Origin of the sequence: Planococcus versutus, assembly GCF_001186155.3 — a bacterium.
Lineage (GTDB): Bacteria > Bacillota > Bacilli > Bacillales_A > Planococcaceae > Planococcus > Planococcus versutus.
Genome location: NZ_CP016540.2, coordinates 2,846,998 through 2,865,378 on the forward strand (window position 1 = coordinate 2,846,998; position 18,381 = coordinate 2,865,378).

Here is an 18,381-nt window from a genome sequence, read left to right on the forward strand (position 1 = left end):
TAAATATTCCATCTTTTATAGAAATATTTTTTCAACATCCTTCAATTGGGTTTTTTAAACTAAAGAGGTTTGAAAAACAATAGCACTAAAGTAATATCAAGTTAATTTTCTTTCTATTCTAAATTTTGCTTGTTATTAGTTAAAACTTGTATTATGATTTGACTAATTGTTTCGTATCCAAAATACATATTGATTGAGGAGGATTTAAATGAAATACCTGGATCGTGTTGAAAGCGCTTTCTCTATCATTTTATTTTTATTTGGAATTGCTATTAGTCTATACTCCGTGTTTATGCGTTACGTCTTGGGAAGTTCTCAGAGTTGGGCTACCGAAATTTATACGATGCTCTTAGTGTGGGCCATTTTTATAGGCTTTTCATCAGCGTTGAAAGAAGACAAGCATATTGCGATAGACGTACTTTACGATAGGTTTGGGCCTAAAATGCAGCAATTCTCTCAAATAGTCACGTTATTGATTGGGTCTGCTTTTAGCATCTTTATCTTTTGGACTGGTCTTGATATGGTAACGACGGCATACAGTCAAGATATTAAAACTATCGATGTTGGCTTTCCGATATGGATTAATTACTTAATCATGCCGATTGCAGGCACTTTGTTATTTATCCGTTTCTGCGAAAAAGCATATCGATACTTTATTAAGAAAGAAAATGTTACGGGCGGAGGAGATGCAGAATGGAAGCAGCTATAATTGTAATTGTTTTACTTTTTGTCTTCGCTTTCTTACGAGTACCAATTGCTATAAGTTTAGCGGTTTCTAGTATTGTTGGACTTTACATGGTTGATTTCTCTTTGAATACCGTTATACAAAAAATGTTTACGGGAGTTAACAGTACAACATTAATGGCGATTCCTGGTTTCGTCTTTGCAGGATTAATCATGGCTAAAGGCGGTATATCAAAATACTTGATTGAATGCATCCGTTCTTGGGTGGGACACACGAAAGGCGGTTTGTCCGTAGTAACTGTTATCACGTGTATGATTTTTGCAGCTATTTCAGGTTCAAGTCCTGCAACTGCTGCTGCAATTGGCGCCATTATGATTCCGATGATGGTCAAAGCTGGATATGAAAAAAGTTATTCTATGGGATTGGTTGCTGCGGCTGGAACATTGGGTATTCTTATTCCTCCTTCAATTCCTTTAATTCTCTATGGGTCAGTTTCAGAACAATCTACTGGACGATTATTTTCAGCTGGAATTTTACCAGGAATTTTACTTGGTTTTGCTTTAATTGTCTATGCAGTAATTGTAGCGCACAGAAAAAATTATGGAGGCTTGCCAAAGGTTCCTTTAAAAGATCGATGGCTTCCTACACTCAGAGCTACTTGGGGACTTGTAATGCCCGTTCTTATTTTAGGAAGTATTTATACGGGTATTGTAACTCCTACTGAAGCTTCTTTTTTAGCTGCTTTATATGCAATCATTATTTCTATTGTTGTTTACAGAGAAATGACTTGGTCTCAATTTGTTGAAATTACGAAAGAATCGATTAATACAACGTCCATGATCTTCCTAATAATCGCTGCAGCTTTGGTTTTTGGGATGTTCTTAACAACTGAGCAAGTTCCACAAGACTTTGCGGCTTGGGTAAGTGATAGTGGATTTAATAAATGGACATTTTTAATTATCGTTAGTTTACTATTTTTTGTTCTTGGAATGTTCTTAGAGCCAACAGCTATTATCTTAATTACACTTCCAATTCTATTGCCTATCATTTCTGCATTGGAAATTGATGTTATCCATTTCGCAATCATTATGGTAGTCAACATGGAGTTGGGTATGATCACACCGCCAGTCGGACTTAACTTATTCGTTGTCAGTGGAATAACCGGTGAAAAAGTGGAAAAAGTTATAAAAGGTGTAATCCCTTTCTTCATGATCTTTATTATTGTTTTGATACTTATCATCATATTCCCTCAGATTTCTTTGTTCTTAACTTAATTTCTATCACCACTTGTTGGTTTCAAAAAAAGACGGCAGCAGTTCTGGCGTCTTTTTTTTATTTTTTACTTTGTTATCGTTCAAATCGATACAATGCATCAACAGCATCCAAATCAAACTGGTCATGATAATACCTAACTGCCCAATTATCACTTTTGCCGAACAAACCACGAGCGAGAATATGTGTTATCGTTTCAACAATACATACACTTAAACACTGCTATACGATCACTATTTTCTTAACTATTAAATTGAGTACTAACCAAAAAGACCGTCTATCAGTTTAATAAACTGATAGACGGTCTTTAATTCATTTAGCTTAATCCAAAATCATTTACCAATGCTGCCAGACCACCTTGATAGCCACTACCAATTGCATTAAATTTCCATTCATTACCGTGGCGGTATAATTCTCCAACCACTAAAGCTGTTTCAATCGAGAAATCTTCACCAAGATCGTAACGAATTAGTTCTTCGTTTGAATTTTCATTCAAGATGCGGATAAATGCGTTAGAAACTTGACCAAAGTTTTGTCCACGGCTTTCTGCTTCATGAATCGTTACTGTAAAGACAACTTTGTGAATGTCAGCAGGAACATTTGGTAAGTCAACAATGACTTGCTCATCATCTCCGTCTCCTTCACCAGTCAAGTTATCTCCAGTGTGAACAACAGAACCGTTTCCACCTTCCAGGTTGTTGTAGAAAACAAAATCTTCTGGACCGCGTGATTTGCCGTTTTCCCCTACCAAGAAAATAGAAGCATCTAAGTCGAAATCGCCGCCACCGCTATATTTATTAGTATCCCAACCTAAACCAACGACCACTTTCGTAAGTCCCGGATTTGTTTTTGTTAAATCGATTTTCTGTCCTTTTGAAAGATTAATTGCTGACATCGTTTATTCCTCCTCTAATTAATTAGCTTTACGCTGAGTATCTTCGTACTTCTTCTGCAACTCTTCAATTCGGAGACGTCCTTCTTCGCGCATCTTGCGGTTTTCTTGCTCAATTTCACGCGTGTCGTTCATCCCTTGCATAATAGTCTCCCATGTCTGTTCAATGGTTTCAATCTTGATGCTCGGCTGACCAGACATTCTGGCGATATCTACACTTTGACGTGAAATGTCATTCGCGTTGTTGAGCAACATTTCGTTCGTTCGACGATCTAGTTCACTCATCGACTCTGCTACTAAATTTTGACGTTTAGCTGCGATGGCATTGATCAATCCCGTCTTAAAGATCGGAATGGTCGTAACAAAAGCGGAGTTAATTTTTCCGATAAGTTTTGTGTTCCCGCGTTGAAGCATGCGAATTTGAGGCGCCGACTGATAAGACACTTGTTTGGCCATTTCCAAGTCGTATACGCGCTGCTCTAATAATTCAATGGCATTTTGTAGAGAGTTGAGTTCCATTAACGCCATTTGATCTCCAGATTCTGCTTTTGCACGAACAGCAGGCTCTTGAGCTTTTAGTTCTTCAACTTTCACATCGCCTGCTGCAATGTATTTTTCTAACTCAATAAAGTAATTGAAGTTTTGGTTGTATAGTTCTTCTAACGTCGTTGTCGATTTTTTCATTTCACCTTCGTACTTTGTGATTTCAACATACACTTTATCAATTTCTGTTCCCATGGTTTGATACTTATTAAATAATTGTTCAATCACTTTATTGCCTTTGTTGAAAATCTTACTCATAAAGCCTTTCTTTTCAACGAAATCTTTTTTATCGAATTTATCCATGATTTTACCTAGTTGCTTCAATAATTCACTAGATTCTTCCATGCTATTTGCTTGAACAGAATTCAATACTTTTCCAGTAAAAGCTGAAATTTCATTCGCTGGTTCACGACCAAATTCCAGTAAAGCGATTTGGTTTTTGGGATCGATTTTCGCAGCCAACTGAAGAACTTCCGGATCTTTCTTCAACTGGACTTTTAATTGATTTTCATCTTTCATTACCAATTCTTGTTGTTCAATTTGATCTGGCATATGGGTCATCTGTTGTCACTCCTTTTTGGCTATAGCCATTTTTTAAATAACTTTTTCACGACAGAAGGCTCACGGTATGGCTCGTTAAAGCTTCGTTCATCAAGCCAGTGTGTATCAAAAAATTCGGGATCGACCCAGCGCTCCACGTCTTGGTGTCCTTGCGGATTGACAATAATCACATCGAGTCCAAATATATGAATTAAAGCAATCGCATTAGCGTCGGCACGACTGAGTTCACCATCTTTTTCTTCGTTATAAAAAAGCATTGTTGGTACAAATTGCGGATAATCGAATAATTGAATCAGTTGAATGACCGATTCCGGAAGCAGCATAGACTGAGAAAAAGCATACAGCTGCAAGTCTTCTAAAGACTCCCCATTAACAGGCAACAAAATCGGCTTTTCAACATGTCTTGCGACTGCTGCGGCAATTGCCGTCTGAACGCCTTCAGGTAACTTATTGTACTTCCACCAATTTGCTGTTTTCATTTTTTCAGGATCTAGCTTTCCATCTTTTCCAAGCGCAGCGCGGTAATGAAATTGCTGATTGCCTTTGCGTTCTTCTATAAAAGGAAAGCTGCGAACTAACTTTGTGTCTTCGCGTTCGGTTAAATTGTGAATGTTATCCCAAAAACGCTTGCGGTCTTTTTCAATCCCCATCACTTTTGCAAAAACCACAGGAATGTTGACTTGCCCACTCGCTACTGAAAAAGAAGGTCGCACCATTGCGCGTTCTTTAGCAAGCATGAATGCTTCATCTATTGTGGTCTTTAAACGAACCGATTGCGTCAAATATGACTTGAATTGGAAGGGCTTATAAAGTCCAGAATCATCATGATGGAGTAAGCGATCTACTTCTTGTGTAGCTCGGTAAGCGACAGTTCCTACACGTTTTGGTTTTTCTTCAGGAAATGGCAACAGGGAATCGGCATTTACTTGGAAGCTATGGGTATGCAATCCTTCACTACCAATGGCTTGTTCAAACCATTTTTGTCCTTTCGGATCATATACAATAACATGAAAACCAAAAGCTGTTGCTAATTTCAAAAACCAGGTTTCGCTTTCCGTAGCATCGCCATACCACAAAAAGCCTGGCAATCCTTTTTCTAGATCTAATTTTTCAATTTCAGGTTCGATATGATTAAACATCCACTTGACTAAATCTGTGGTCACCCGGCGGAATGAGGAATGTGTCGTATCTCCACTTGATTGCGCTTGAAACGCTTTCAATATATCAATTAATACCAATCGCAATCGTCGATTTAATTCAGCATCCTTGAATTTCGGTAACAGCCCTTTGCCATCTAAAAAAGCGGTCATGCGATTTGGCGACAACCCTTTTTCCTTTTTATTCATTTCAAACAAATCTTGAAGCGTTCGCAAACGATCTTGTTCAATATGCTTGTTCATTTTATCGGAAAGACGGATTAACCGTCCTTCCGCCGCTTCCATAACATCGTAGATAGAAGCAAAATATTCATCTGCATCAAGTGTCATGCCGGTAATTTGTCCAAGCAATTGCGGATAGGTAATGCGGTTTTCTTCAATTTGTGTTTCGCTGTGATCCACAATCGGTTTTTTTAGCCATTCCCCGATTTTTTCCGGATCCCAGGTTCTAGCGGGGATTGGATTCAATTGAACCATCGGAATCTCTCCTTGCTTTGTTGCTTATTGACGCTGCAGTGAAATCTCTGCTACACGGGCCAAGATTTCCTCTCCAACTTTAATGCCGTGTTTATCGGTCTTATGAATATGTCCGGACATTGAAACTCTACTTTTTACTGCTTCGCCATGAGATGCCACTATGCCATAATCGGCACTTTCTAGTAAATCCAGATCGAGTAGCGAATCTCCAGCTGCCAGAACGTAGCTGGCACCTATACGTTCCTTAATGTACATCGCGGCAGCTGCTTTCGTAATGCTTTCTGGCATAAAATAAAGCTTCCTACCTTGCAGGGACATTCCCCATCCAAGCTCTTTAAATACGGTTGTGTAGAAATCCAGCTTGTCTTCTGGAAAACGTGCACGATCCACAATCAGGTAAACAAACCACTCTTCCGCTTCTTTGACTTTCAGTACCCAGTCCTCTGAAAAATGACGTTCAATTTCCGGTAGCAATTCTGAAATAATGGTTTTCCGACTGACACACTGCTGGCGAATCTCTTCAGACCACTCTTTGATGGGTTTGCCGTTTTCCAAAATGACAGCGCCATTAGATACAATCGCAAACCGCGGTGCTTGCTGTCCGTTAAAAATACCCGTCACTCGCTCGTATTGAGCTTGTGTCCGTGTAGTCACGGGCAAAAAGAATGCTGAAGCATGAATGTTCCAAAGCGCTGATTGACTTTTTTTCGTCATAAACGACAGTGGTTTCCCCTCGTAGCGCTCTACTTCAACTAACTCTTCTTCCGTTATTTCCATGCCCATTGAATTGCGTGAATAAATTAACGTTTGATCTAAATCACTAGCAAACAGGATTGTCATGTTTCTTTACCCGAATGGATCAAACCGATTGCGCGGTAAAACAAGTCAGGAACAACCTCTACCGGTACGTTTTTTTCTTTTGCTAACATCAAAATATGGTGAACGTCTGGGTTTTCCAAGCTGTTTACAAGAACTTTCCATGGGCTTCTGCGAAGCAAAACGCGTGTTGTCTCGCCAACTCCTGGTTTAATCAAATGATAATCCGTTTCACTATACAGTTGATGACCGATTTCTTCGACTTCTTTCATTCCTTGCCATGTTCTTTTCGCTGTTACAGGTGTCGAAACAGCATCTGCTTCTACTTTATCACGAGTAGCCTCGAAGCATTCTGTGATTTGATCAACAAAATCATTTGACAAGTCTTCTGCTAACAGTTCTCCGTAAAATTTTGCACCGTGAAAGTCGTCTTCACCGATGTATAACTTATTAAGAATGGTACGGCTCACAAGTCCTGATACAGTGGCGTTTAAACACGCACTGGGAATCAGAAAGTCTTCACGTGTTCCAAATAAGACCGCGCAAGCACCCGGGTCAGCAAGTACTGCCATATCATCATAAAGATTCATGTTTTTTTCTTTGTTAAGTTGATTTACCGCTTTAGTCAATTCTTTTTGAATAGCGCCTTTTCCAGTCCATCCATCTACAAATTGAATGCGACTCGTTGGATGTGCAGCACGAATCGAATCCATTGCTTTCTCATCAATTCCTTTGTCACGCAAAATGGAAACACTATAATGAGGCCATTCCATCTTCATCATTTGTTTAGCATAACGATGAATTAAGATACCAATTGGACTGCCCGCGCGTGCTAAGGATACAAGAACAATATCCTCGGTGCCAGCATTCATGAAAATGCGACGTGTTACGAGTCCAACTAAATAAGCCAATTGTTCTTTTGTTTTAAGTACCGTTTCGTGATAAAGCTTGGTGTATTCCTCAGAAGGTTGATATTCCATCGGCAACCGTTCTGCATAATGAGAACCTGTTTGAACCGCTTTTTCCCGTTCTTCTAATGTACTTTCAGTAAACACTTCACTTACATCTTTTAATAGAAAAGTGATATCTTCTTTGGGATAACTTGTTTTTACTAAACCGGTGGCTGTCATTCGATTTCTTCACTCCTTTTACTAGTCGTAAAGGATATCCATTCTACTGATGCCTTGCTCTGTAAATAGACAAGCAAAGGTTGCCATTCTGATTTCTCAACAACCGATTCGGTTAATAAGTAGATGCGATCGATATCCAATGCATTCAAGTTATAAATAAATTGATTGATTTCTTCGGCATCTGGCAAGTTAAATTTCACTTTTTCTTGTATCGGATAATTTAAAGTTGGAGAGGCAAAAATTGGACTGCGCGTCGTCGTCTGCACGAGCAGGTTTTCTCCTAATGCCAATGCAAAACGGAGAGGCAAGTACATATTTTCGCCGACGCCAATGACCAATGCCTTATCTTTTCTATTTGCAAAAGGCGCTGTTGCTTGTTGTGCCCATTTTGTAATTTCATCTTGTTCTTTACTAGTAATACCGAAACGACCCGTATAAGGAACATATTGCTGTCTTGTTTTTGAAGTAACCTTTAATTTAGTGGTATTCATTTCAGTAACTGGCATTTTTTCAGCTGTACTAGTTAATGAGTTTTTTTCAATTTCCTGAGGCATTTTACTGTGAACCAATTCAAACTGACCAGACATCAGCGACAAAATTTTCAAACTGATACCACGATTATTTACCGCATTTTCTATTTTTTCTTTTTGACTATCGTTTCGCCAATCAAGAATCGACAGCGAAGCATACTTTTTCCCCGGGAATTGATCATCCAATGCACAAACCAAATTCAATAACGTATTGCCCGTCGAAATTTCATCGTCTATTAAAACAATGGTCTCTGCTCTTTCAAGCATTCCGGGAGGCGCATATACTTTATGGGATGTTGCGTGGGAATGTTCTTCTTCAAAGACAAAAGATGGGGTCATGCCAACAATTTCTTCGCGTGTTGTATGAATATAAGCGGCTCCTTCAAAATGCTGAAAAACTGAATGACCAAGTCCCGTTGCAGTTTCCGCCATTCCAATGAAAACTGTTTTTTGAGGCATCGTTTTTTTAAATTCAAGCGATTGCAAACTTAGTTCACGATTTACTTTTCCAGTTTCTATCATTTGCACGAGTAAGTTCGCATCAGGATATCCTTCTAGATCTGCGCTTTCCATTAGCAAAGAAGCTAACAATGTTCCCGTACCAAGAGCTAACGATGGATCCACAGCCAAGTGTTTAGCAATCAATTTACTGACAAATAAAAATTGACGCTTCTTATTCACGCGTAAAGCCACAGAAAAAAGGGATTCTGGTGAAAGCGCAGGATAAGCGTCTGTTACCGAAATATTGATTGTTAAATTATCCCATAACTTAGTGTTGATTTGATAGTTGGTTCGCCCGGATATGATTGAGGACGTCGATTGGTTGATAGTTTTCATTTAGCACCCCATAAACTTCTGCTTGAGCAACCACTTTTTTTGCCCAGCTCAAATGCGGTTTTACTTCGTTCATTTTATTGCGTTTAAGACTTTTTAAAACACCGTTACGTTTGTTGCTTTCTTCAAGAATCAATTTAGCGTCTTCGTATGCTTCAAGTGACACGATATGACTCGTGTTGACAATTGAAATCTGTGACGGATGAATACACGTTTTTCCTTTAAAGCCATTCAGAATATCCAATTGCACTTCTTCCCAAAGCGTTCTTTCAGGCTTTGACGATAACCAAAGTCGTTCTCCACTCGAAAAATGTTCATAGACTGGACCCGAAACCGTAAAACCATCTTCTGAACGACCAAAGCGGTTCATTATCGCGATTAAGCAATCTCGAATAATGTGAACCTCATAAATTGTTCGATCCGCAGGACGTCTCAACCCGTAAAGGCTAGAAAAGTCAGTTGCTCCTACACGTACTGTTAAAACTCGTTCTGCTTGTGACTTTATAATGTCGTATAAGTCTGATAAGGTTTTTTCACGAGATTCGCTGTACAGTACTTCTTTTGTTTCAAGTAACGGCAATGCATAAAGTTTTCTGCCGGCTATGTTACTGGCACGATCGAGCGCTTCAAAAAAAGAAGGCAAAGTAGTTGGTGAACATTTCGGAAAAACGATTCCTGTTAAGACACGCAATGACGTTCCAACACTGTCGATCAACTGATCTAATTGTTCAGGCGTGCGGATTCGTAAAAACAACGCAGGCCCCTCTGCCAACTGCTCTGTACTAGCCTTTGCTAATTTTTTAAACTCGCTTATAGTATTTTCTTCTGCTTTCTTCAATTCTGTGTCAGCCACTGCATCTTCTAAGCAAACAATCAATGTTGTTAAGCCTGCAAATATGCCGCTACTATATTCACCAGTTAAAATTTTTTGTGCGAAATCAGCTCTAGACCCGGGAGTATACAGTGCTGCGCCCAAAGCTAAGCTTAAAATTTCCCGATCTGTATCACTGTTAAATTCTGTCGGGGAATATTTAAAAAAAGTTTTTAAATCAGAATCAGTTAATCCATTAAAATGCCTCATATGTGACTCCTCCCGGCACGCTGCCGTAGCAGCTTATGGTTTTTAGATATGAATGGACAAAAAGCAAGGAGACAGTCTCCTTGCTTTTCCATCGTTCACTCAGCTGTTTAAGCCAAAGTCCTTAACAAGAGACTCTAAACCGCCTTGATAACCGCTGCCAATGGCGTTAAATTTCCATTCTCCCCCGTGACGGTAAAGTTCACCGACAACAACTGCAGTTTCTATTGAAAAATCTTCTCCCAAGTCATAACGAATTAGTTCTTCGTTTGTATCTCCATTAACAATGCGTACATAAGAATTGCTTACTTGGCCAAAGTTTTGACCGCGTGCTTCTGCATCGTGAATCGTAATAGCAAAAGTTGCTTTTTCGATAGATGCTGGAATGGCAGACAAGTTAACGTTTACTTGCTCGTCGTCTCCATCACCTTCGCCTGTTTTGTTGTCGCCTGTATGTTCGACTGCACCAGCAGCACCTGTTGTATTGTTATAGAAGATAAAATCAGCTTCTGAAGCTGTTTTGCCTTCACTATTCAAAAGGAAGACCGACGAGTCTAAGTCGAAATCTTGTCCGCCATCGTATTTATTTGTATCCCAACCTAAACCAACAACCACTTTTGATAAACCAGGATTACTTTTTGTTAAATCTACTTTTTGACCTTTTGATAAGTTAATTGCCATTATTCAACACTCCTTAAGAATATTTGTTTGCAATTGATCCGATATCAGGTTCTGATGCACCTTCGCCGATAGCAGAAAACTTCCATTCAGAATCTTGACGGTAAAGTTCACCTGTAATTAACGACATTTTGCCAGCATAATTTTCTGTAAGGTTGTAGTGAACTAACTCTTCTTTCGACTGATTATCAACCAAGCGAATAAATGCGTTTTCAATCATGCCGAAATCTTGCTTCTTTTTCTGAGCGTTGTAAATATTCACAACAAAGACCAAACGATGAATTGATGGGGAAATACGCTTTAAGTCGATATTGATCATTTCATCGTCGCCGTCACCTTCGCCAGTCAAGTTATCGCCCGAGTGAACAACGCTGCCGTCTTTACTTTTTTTGTTACCAAAGTAAATTAAATTTTCTTTTGCTGTTAATTTCCCGTTTTCATCAAGTAGCAAGACAGATGCGTCACAGTCAATATCCGCTCCGCCTCCGCCTCCACCGCCTCCTAATAAGCCGCTTAAAAAGCCGCCGCTTTTTTTGGTTGCAACTGGATCCCAGCCTAAGCCAACCATAATGCTCGAAAGAGATGAACGTCCTTTTGTTAAATCGATTTTCTGACCTTTTACAAGATTAATCGCCATTCCTAACACTCTCCATTCATCAGTATGTATTCTATTTTAATGGTATCGGTCTAACAAGTAAAATTCAACGGATAACGTCTATTCAGAAACATGAAAATTCAGGAGCTATGTGTTTTGAAAACTCTTGATAACGCGCTGAATGTTCAGACAAATGATTTCTGAAAATACCTGACGTATACTTATACGTATCTAAAGCTAGGAAGTTTCATTTTCCGAGGCTTACTTCTTAAATATCACGGGTAATGTGAGCTAATGAAGGATTTTTAGTAGCAATTGGAGAGGGGAATACACATGAAGCTTATCTCAATCGTTGTTCCAGCTTACAATGAAGAAGCCAATATTGCAGCCATGTACAATAAATTGGTGAAGGAACTTGAGTCGCTTCCATATCGTTATGAGATTATGTTCATCAATGATGGTAGTAGTGATCATACGTTACAAGAAATTTTAAAATTAGCTGAAGTACATGATAACTTAAAATACATTTCACTTACACGTAATTTCGGAAAAGAATCAGCAATGCTTGCAGGACTAAAACGAATTCAAGGAGACGCCGCCATTGTAATGGATAGCGACTTGCAGCATCCACCTACACTAATCGGAGAAATGGTACAAGGCTATGAAGATGGCTTTAACCAAGTAGTGGCCAAGCGTTCTCGTACTGGTGATTCTAAAGTGCGTTCTCTTTTTTCTTCTCTGTACTACAAGCTTATCAACTCAATTACAGATGTCGATTTACAAGATGGTGAAGGAGACTTTCGATTGCTGAGTCGTAAAGCTATTGACGCGATTCTTACACTGAGTGAAAGCAATCGATTTTCGAAAGGCTTGTTTTCGTGGATTGGTCTAAGCAAAAAGACCATCAACTACGAGAACGTTCAACGCGTAGATGGTGATTCAAAATGGTCATTTAGCAATCTTGTCAATTATGGTATTGATGGCATCATTTCGTTTAATATGAAACCTTTACGCATTTGTTTTTATACAGGGTTTTTGGTCTTATTTTTATCACTCATTTATATTTTGATTACGTTCTACAGTATTATGACAGAAGGAATTGGAGCTCCCGGTTACTTCACGACCATTACTGCGATTCTTTTACTCGGTGGCATTCAATTAATCAGTCTTGGCGTTATTGGCGAATACATTGGTAGAATTTACAATGAAACAAAACAACGCCCTCACTTTCTTGTAGATGTCAGTAATGCGGATGAATACCATGAATCTTAAGTCGTTAAATACAGAATTTACTCGTTTTGTTTTTGTCGGTGTCATTAATACTTTGAGCTACTACTCGATTTACTTAGTACTACACAACTTATTCGACTTACCTTATTTATTGGCTCACATTGTTGGCTTTTTAATCAGTTTAAACATCTCTTTTTTCTTAAACTGTTACGTAACGTATCGTATTAAGCCAACGCTTAAAAAATATTTATACTTTCCATTAACACAAGTCGTGAATATGTCTATTTCAACCGTGCTTATCTTTGTTTTTGTTGAATTTTTAAACCTCAATAGCAATTTTGCACCTTTTGCGGCAGTATTATTTACAGTTCCTATAACCTTCATCGTATCTAGTAAAATTCTTAAAGATGCGCCTTCTTCAAAATAAGAAAAAAGACGGTGACACTATGCACAAGCTGCGACCTATTGTTCTTCTCTCGTTATTAACTCTATTGCTGTCAACAATCGGACACACCGTTTTTCTCTCCCAATGGTCACGTGGTCATTTTATGGTAGGCATTAATGACGGACTTTCTCAAATGATGCCTTTCAAAGATCTATTGTATAAACAATACACTCAAGGAGAGTTTTTCTATTCGTTTGATTTTGGATTAGGGGCTGGCACTTTTAGTGAACTTTCTTATTATTTCTCTACATCAATCGTGTTTTTAGTTTCTGTCATAATCATTTCCTTGTTACAAGCACTTCGTATTATTCAGACAACCGATGTCTTGTTTTGGGCTAATGCTGCTGTTTTCATTAGCATCATCCGTTTAGCAGCTATCTTATTTATCACAACTCGTTTTTTTATCTATGTAAAAATTTCAAAACCTGCAGCGTTATTAGGCGCTTCTCTTTATGGACTTTCAGGTATGTATTTTCGCCACGTAACCTATTGGGAATTTTTCGCAGATTCTTTTTTATGGTTACCAATTTTATTGTTTGGCGTGGAGAAAATTTTCCGAGAACAGAAACCAGGCTGGTTTTTAGTCGCCGTTGCAATTTCTATGATCGATAATTTCTACTTTGCTTATATTAATTTTATGTTGACCGCTTTATATATCGTGTTCCGTCTATTTATTCCACTTACTGAGAACGAACAAGTAAAAAAGAAAAGCATCATGAGTTTTTTAGTCGCTGGATTGATTGGCGCAGGAATCAGTGCAATTTCTTTTGTCCCTGCTGTCTATGCCTATTTAAACAACCATAGACCTGAATTCGAACAACAAATCCCTTGGTTTAAGGAAACCACAGATAATATATTGTTCAACGACACTATCATCATCTTGCCCGCCTTTTTTGTGTTCTTGTTGTTTTGCTGGTTTCTTTACAGTCATAAAACGTTCCGTTTGTTTGCGCTAATTGGAATTACTGCTGTCATCATGCACAATAGTCCAGTCATCGGCAGTGCTTTTAACGGATTTTCTGCTCCACAGTACCGATGGGAATATTTTATCTCGTTAGTCATGGGAGGCGCTGTCGCCGTAGCATTTGATCAATTGCACAAATTTACATTATGGCGTTTTTTACCACCTGCCATACTTACGATTTTAAGCTTTGTTTATTACGCGCGAAAAGATGAGTATTTTGAAATAGACTCTTGGTTTTCGACACTTTCAATTAGTGCTCTTGTCATTACTTTATTGCTACTATTTCTATACACATACTTCAAGAAAAATTTTGTTAAATGGTTGTTAATGATACTTCTGTTAGTATGGGCTTTGTTGTTAACTAATATCTATCAAACCGAAAAAATTATTGATGAAGGAAATATCTCACAAGTGAACAAAGACTTAATAACAGGTGTCGAGTATGATGATCCTGAAATCAACAAATTAATCGATTATATTCACGCACAAGAAAACAGTGACCTTTACCGTATTGATTGGATGGAAGGTGTACGTAACAACACGCCTATTGTTCAAGATTTCCAGGGATTAAGTGCTTATTCCAGTATTTTAAATAAAAACTTATTGTATTTTTATTTGTATGATCTTGAAATCGATATGGGCCGCGAAAGTGTCAGTCGCTATGCAACTCTTGGTAATCGCGCCAACTTGTATAGTATGTTGCAAGGCAAGTACATTATCCGTGCGCGCGGAGATACCAATATTCCATATGGTTTCAATGAAATCTATTCTTCCAAAAAATACATCGTCTATGAAAACGAGTACGTCTTGCCGTTTGCACGTTCTACTTCTACTGTGTATGAAGAGCAGCAACTAGCAGCTTCGTCTCCCTTAATGCGTGAACAAGCCATGATGACAGGTGTTGTACTAGAGCACAGTCAAAAGACGAATCCATTGCCTGAATCGAATGAAAGCATCCTTGAATTTGATGTCTCTGCAAGTGGCGCTCTCTTTAATGGGAAGATGGTACATGTTGTTGAAAGAAGAGGCGGCTTAAACTTGAACCTACAAAACCCATCAAAGTCTAGTAGTGATTTGTTTGTCTCTTTCCATTTAGTATCAACAGCCCCTGACCAAGGATTCTTGCTTGAAGTAAATGACTATCAAACAACAAGAAAATCCAACGATTCAATTTACAAAACATTTGTAGACGACTTAACGATTCGAATTCCAGCTGATGAGCTTATTGAAATACGTCTTCCAAAAGGAACATATGAACTAACTGATCTACAAGTTTTCTCTGCTTCTTACGACTCTCTGCGTGAGCAAGCAGCTCAACCTGACTCATCTAGTCACTTGTCTATTGATGGCAGTCGTGTCCACTTGGATTATGAAAATACTCAAAATGATGCTTTTTTAAAGCTAGCTATTCCTTATGAACGCGGTTGGCAAGCACAAGTGAATGGACAAAAAGTAGAAGTCTTGAGAGCTGACTTTGCTTTTATGGCCATTCCTATAGTTGCAGGCGAAAACGACGTTCTACTCACTTACCGTCCACCATTTTTCAAACTTGCTGCAGCTGTTAGTCTAGTGTCAGCCCTCTTAGGCTTTGTACTAGCTTTTCGCAAAAAGAAAAATACAAAAACAGTTGATCTCAACTAAATACTTTATCAAAAAACAGCTCTATCTCTTGACCTTGTTTTAGCTCTTCCACCTCTGACTTCTATAATAAGTCAGAGGTGGAAGAGCTTTTTTGTTATACAAAATAAAGTAAAGCATCAAGCAGAGCAAGACTTGAAGTGGAATTTCTTGTCCTACAAAAGAATCGATTTTGGAAAATCGCGTTTACTCATGCGTATGAAAGTGTAAGGAAGAGTAATACGAATATTAAGGGAGGAATTTAAATGAAGCGTTTACTATTGTTTGGTTTACTAATAACCTTTTTAGTGTTTTTAACAGCTTGTGGCAATGATTCTACAGAAGACCCACCTACAGAATCTGATGGAGCAACAGACGAAACCACTGAAGATGATTCAACTAGTGAAGATTCAACTGAAGGCGCATCGACAAATAACGATGGTGAAATTCTTTTAGTAACTGTCGAACTTATGAATAGTGACGGAGATGCAGTTGGTACTGCCGAATTGACTGAAGAAGATAATGGCGTTGCTGTAGCACTTCAAGTTGATAATTTGGAACAAGGTATACACGGTATTCATTTCCACCAAGAAGGAATGTGTGAAACGCCTGATTTCAAATCAGCTGGCGACCACTTTAACCCAGAAAGCACTATGCACGGCATGGACAATCCTGATGGCCCACATGCTGGTGACTTACCGAACCTTGAAGTAAGTGAAGATGGTACTGCTTCACAAGAATTTTTAGCTGAAAATGTGACACTTGAAATCGGGGAAGAGGATTCATTATTAAAAGAAGGCGGAACTGCTCTTGTGATTCATGCAGGAGAAGATGATCAAAAAACCGACCCTTCTGGTGACTCTGGAGACCGCATTGCTTGTGGTGTTATTGCCGCAAAATAAAAAGATGTTTAACTCAACAAATACAACAAGGCATTGCCCTCTTTGAATGGGCAATGCCTTTTCATTAAAGTTGTTTACGTGGACTATCTAAGGGAATAGTCCACGTAAACAACTTAAAACTGGAGGAGGATTTATAATGACAACAGATAAATTCGAAAAAACAGATGAACAAGTCAAACCCCAACATCAATCCACACAACCTGGTTCAGAAAAACATATGGACCCCAAACCGATTTATGACGACAAAGATTATGTAGGTTCAGGAAAACTAGAAGGCAAAGTTGCACTTATTACAGGAGGAGACAGCGGCATTGGACGAGCCGTTGCAGTAGCCTATGCTAAAGAAGGTGCGAATGTTGCGATTGCCTACCTTGATGAGCATGAAGATGCTGATCAAACCATCCAAGTCATCGCGTCTTATGGAGTTAAAGGAATAAAGTTTGCGTCAGACTTGAGTGATGTTGAAAATTGCAATCAACTCGTTATAGATGTACTCGCTGAATTTGGTCAATTAAATATTTTAGTAAATAACGCTGGAAAACAGTTTCCGCAAGACGATTTTTTAGCTATTAGTCCTGATCAATTAATGGAGACTTTCGCTACGAATATTTTCAGTATGTTTTATTTGACGCAAGCGGCTCTTCCTCATTTACAAAAAGGAGACTGCATTATTAACACATCTTCTGTAACTGCTTACCAAGGCTCTCCTGGGTTGATTGACTATTCCGCAACTAAAGGCGCGATTACAAGCTTTACTCGCTCACTTGCTGCTAATATTGCCAACCAAGGAATTCGTGTAAATTCAGTCGCACCGGGGCCTATTTGGACACCCTTGATTCCTTCGACCTTCAATGAAGAAAAAGTTCAACAGCATGGTCAAGACACTTTATTAAAACGTCGCGGAGAACCTTCTGAACTGGCTCCGGCTTATGTATATCTAGCTTCTAAAGACTCTACTTATGTAACAGGACAAGCTATCCATATTAATGGTGGCGATTATATCAGTTCATAACATGAAAAGACCCGGCGCTCGGGTCTTTTTTATATCTATTTATTTTCAGTTATGTTACTTATTGATTTCTTCAATTTTATTGTTTTCTGTTTTTGCAATAAAGTTTAATGCTCTTTCAATTGTCGAAAATGTAACTAACCCGCTGTTCCAATCTAAGTCTTTAGCAAATTGCTGTGCTGCTTTTACTGAAATGCCTGTCACGTATAAGTGACTGCCCATAATCCGCAGGGCATCGTAAATTTGTCTAAACCAAAAAAGCGGAGATTTTTCATTCCAAGACAATCCAGTAATATCAATAATCACATATTCAATGCGATGTTTTTGAACATATTCACAAATTTTCACTTTTAACGTTTCAAAACGATGAAAATCCATTGTGCCAACTAGTGCAACTGTTGCCACGTTTTCTTGTACAGATAAAATAGGCAACATCAACTTTTCAATCTCATCTTCGTTAGCGATAAGTTCTTGCTGTTGAGTGTGCTCTAACGTAACGTCTGTTTGTGTTCCAATAAAATACAGCTTACCTTCAATTCGAATCGGTTCAATAGCAAGACGGTTCCAAAATGGTGAACCATCTTTATGGTAGTTTTTTAAAGTCACAACAACTTTTTCTTCTTTAGCAATAGCTTCTCTAATTTTATCAATATCAGCTTTTACTGTATCTGGTCCTTGAAGAAAACGACAATTACGCCCAATCATTTCTTCTCTTGTATAACCACACATCTCAACAAGTGTATTATTTGTATAAATAATCGGGTTATCCGGTTGCGACGGATCTGTCACAATCGTGCCTACTTTGCTGCCATCTAGCATAGCTTCCAACAAAGTCACTTGGATGTCCTGATTTAGCTTTCTCAAGTGATGCACCTCTTTCTTTTAGCTTCTATTATACGATAATTCTAGCATACCCATGAACTCAACTCCAAAAACTCCTCTGTCCGTCACGTTTCAGGATGTTGT

Annotated in this window: 17 protein-coding genes; 7 read left to right on the plus strand and 10 right to left on the minus strand. The window is 38.6% G+C overall.

Annotated elements, in window-relative coordinates:
- Positions 1-208 precede the first annotated feature (208 nt).
- Positions 209-709 (plus strand): TRAP transporter small permease, encoded by a 501-nt coding sequence (locus I858_RS14310; RefSeq protein ID WP_049693107.1) that lies wholly within the window; start codon positions 209-211, stop codon positions 707-709.
- A complete protein-coding gene (locus I858_RS14315) occupies positions 694-1,959 on the plus strand; it encodes a TRAP transporter large permease (RefSeq protein WP_049693108.1) in 1,266 nt (421 codons plus the stop codon). Before I858_RS14310 ends, I858_RS14315 begins: the two co-directional genes overlap by 16 nt.
- 314 nt (positions 1,960-2,273) lie before the next feature.
- Here the strand turns inward: I858_RS14315 and I858_RS14320 are convergent, their stop codons facing one another.
- The 9 genes from I858_RS14320 to I858_RS14360 all read right to left on the minus strand — a co-directional run bounded on the left by I858_RS14320 (position 2,274) and on the right by I858_RS14360 (position 11,290).
- Entirely contained in the window at positions 2,274-2,852 is a 579-nt protein-coding gene (locus tag I858_RS14320) for a TerD family protein (RefSeq protein ID WP_049693109.1), read from the minus strand.
- Between the two features lie 18 nt (positions 2,853-2,870).
- Complete coding sequence (locus I858_RS14325) at positions 2,871-3,953, minus strand: toxic anion resistance protein (RefSeq protein ID WP_049693110.1); 1,083 nt, start codon at positions 3,951-3,953, stop codon at positions 2,871-2,873.
- 20 nt (positions 3,954-3,973) lie between these two features.
- Positions 3,974-5,587, minus strand: a complete 1,614-nt coding sequence (locus I858_RS14330; protein ID WP_049693111.1) for a YceG family protein — start codon at positions 5,585-5,587, stop codon at positions 3,974-3,976.
- 24 nt (positions 5,588-5,611) lie between these two features.
- On the minus strand, positions 5,612-6,427 hold the full coding sequence (locus I858_RS14335; protein WP_049693112.1) for an HAD family hydrolase: 816 nt from the start codon (positions 6,425-6,427) through the stop codon (positions 5,612-5,614).
- On the minus strand, positions 6,424-7,533 hold the full coding sequence (locus I858_RS14340) for a cysteine protease StiP family protein (RefSeq protein WP_049693113.1): 1,110 nt from the start codon (positions 7,531-7,533) through the stop codon (positions 6,424-6,426). Before I858_RS14340 ends, I858_RS14335 begins: the two co-directional genes overlap by 4 nt.
- Positions 7,530-8,900 (minus strand): phosphoribosyltransferase domain-containing protein, encoded by a 1,371-nt coding sequence (locus I858_RS14345; protein WP_083553718.1) that lies wholly within the window; start codon positions 8,898-8,900, stop codon positions 7,530-7,532. The genes I858_RS14340 and I858_RS14345 overlap by 4 nt, the downstream gene beginning before the upstream one ends.
- A complete protein-coding gene (locus tag I858_RS14350; protein WP_049693114.1) occupies positions 8,833-9,978 on the minus strand; it encodes an HpcH/HpaI aldolase/citrate lyase family protein in 1,146 nt (381 codons plus the stop codon). Before I858_RS14350 ends, I858_RS14345 begins: the two co-directional genes overlap by 68 nt.
- A gap of 99 nt (positions 9,979-10,077) precedes the next feature.
- Complete coding sequence (locus I858_RS14355; RefSeq protein ID WP_049693115.1) at positions 10,078-10,656, minus strand: TerD family protein; 579 nt, start codon at positions 10,654-10,656, stop codon at positions 10,078-10,080.
- A 13-nt stretch (positions 10,657-10,669) separates the two neighbouring features.
- Positions 10,670-11,290 carry a TerD family protein gene (locus I858_RS14360; protein WP_049693116.1) on the minus strand — a complete coding sequence of 207 codons (621 nt, stop codon included), beginning with the start codon at positions 11,288-11,290 and terminating at the stop codon, positions 10,670-10,672.
- 285 nt (positions 11,291-11,575) lie between these two features.
- Here I858_RS14360 and I858_RS14365 point away from each other — a divergent pair, with 285 nt between their 5' ends.
- The 5 genes from I858_RS14365 (at position 11,576) to I858_RS14385 (ending at position 17,418) form a co-directional block, all read left to right on the plus strand.
- Positions 11,576-12,520, plus strand: coding sequence for a glycosyltransferase family 2 protein (locus I858_RS14365; RefSeq protein WP_275425626.1), 945 nt, complete (start codon positions 11,576-11,578; stop codon positions 12,518-12,520).
- Positions 12,510-12,905, plus strand: a complete 396-nt coding sequence (locus I858_RS14370; protein WP_049693118.1) for a GtrA family protein — start codon at positions 12,510-12,512, stop codon at positions 12,903-12,905. Before I858_RS14365 ends, I858_RS14370 begins: the two co-directional genes overlap by 11 nt.
- Before the next feature lie 19 nt (positions 12,906-12,924).
- Positions 12,925-15,528 carry a YfhO family protein gene (locus I858_RS14375; RefSeq protein ID WP_065524434.1) on the plus strand — a complete coding sequence of 868 codons (2,604 nt, stop codon included), beginning with the start codon at positions 12,925-12,927 and terminating at the stop codon, positions 15,526-15,528.
- A gap of 242 nt (positions 15,529-15,770) precedes the next feature.
- Positions 15,771-16,406 (plus strand): superoxide dismutase family protein, encoded by a 636-nt coding sequence (locus tag I858_RS14380; protein ID WP_049693120.1) that lies wholly within the window; start codon positions 15,771-15,773, stop codon positions 16,404-16,406.
- Positions 16,407-16,542: 136 nt separating this feature from the next.
- On the plus strand, positions 16,543-17,418 hold the full coding sequence (locus I858_RS14385) for an SDR family oxidoreductase (protein WP_049693121.1): 876 nt from the start codon (positions 16,543-16,545) through the stop codon (positions 17,416-17,418).
- Between the two features lie 54 nt (positions 17,419-17,472).
- On the opposite strand, the gene ytvA is transcribed toward I858_RS14385, so the two are convergent.
- Positions 17,473-18,288, minus strand: a complete 816-nt coding sequence (gene ytvA, locus I858_RS14390; RefSeq protein ID WP_420812610.1) for a YtvA family blue-light photoreceptor — start codon at positions 18,286-18,288, stop codon at positions 17,473-17,475.
- Positions 18,289-18,381: the final 93 nt, after the last annotated feature.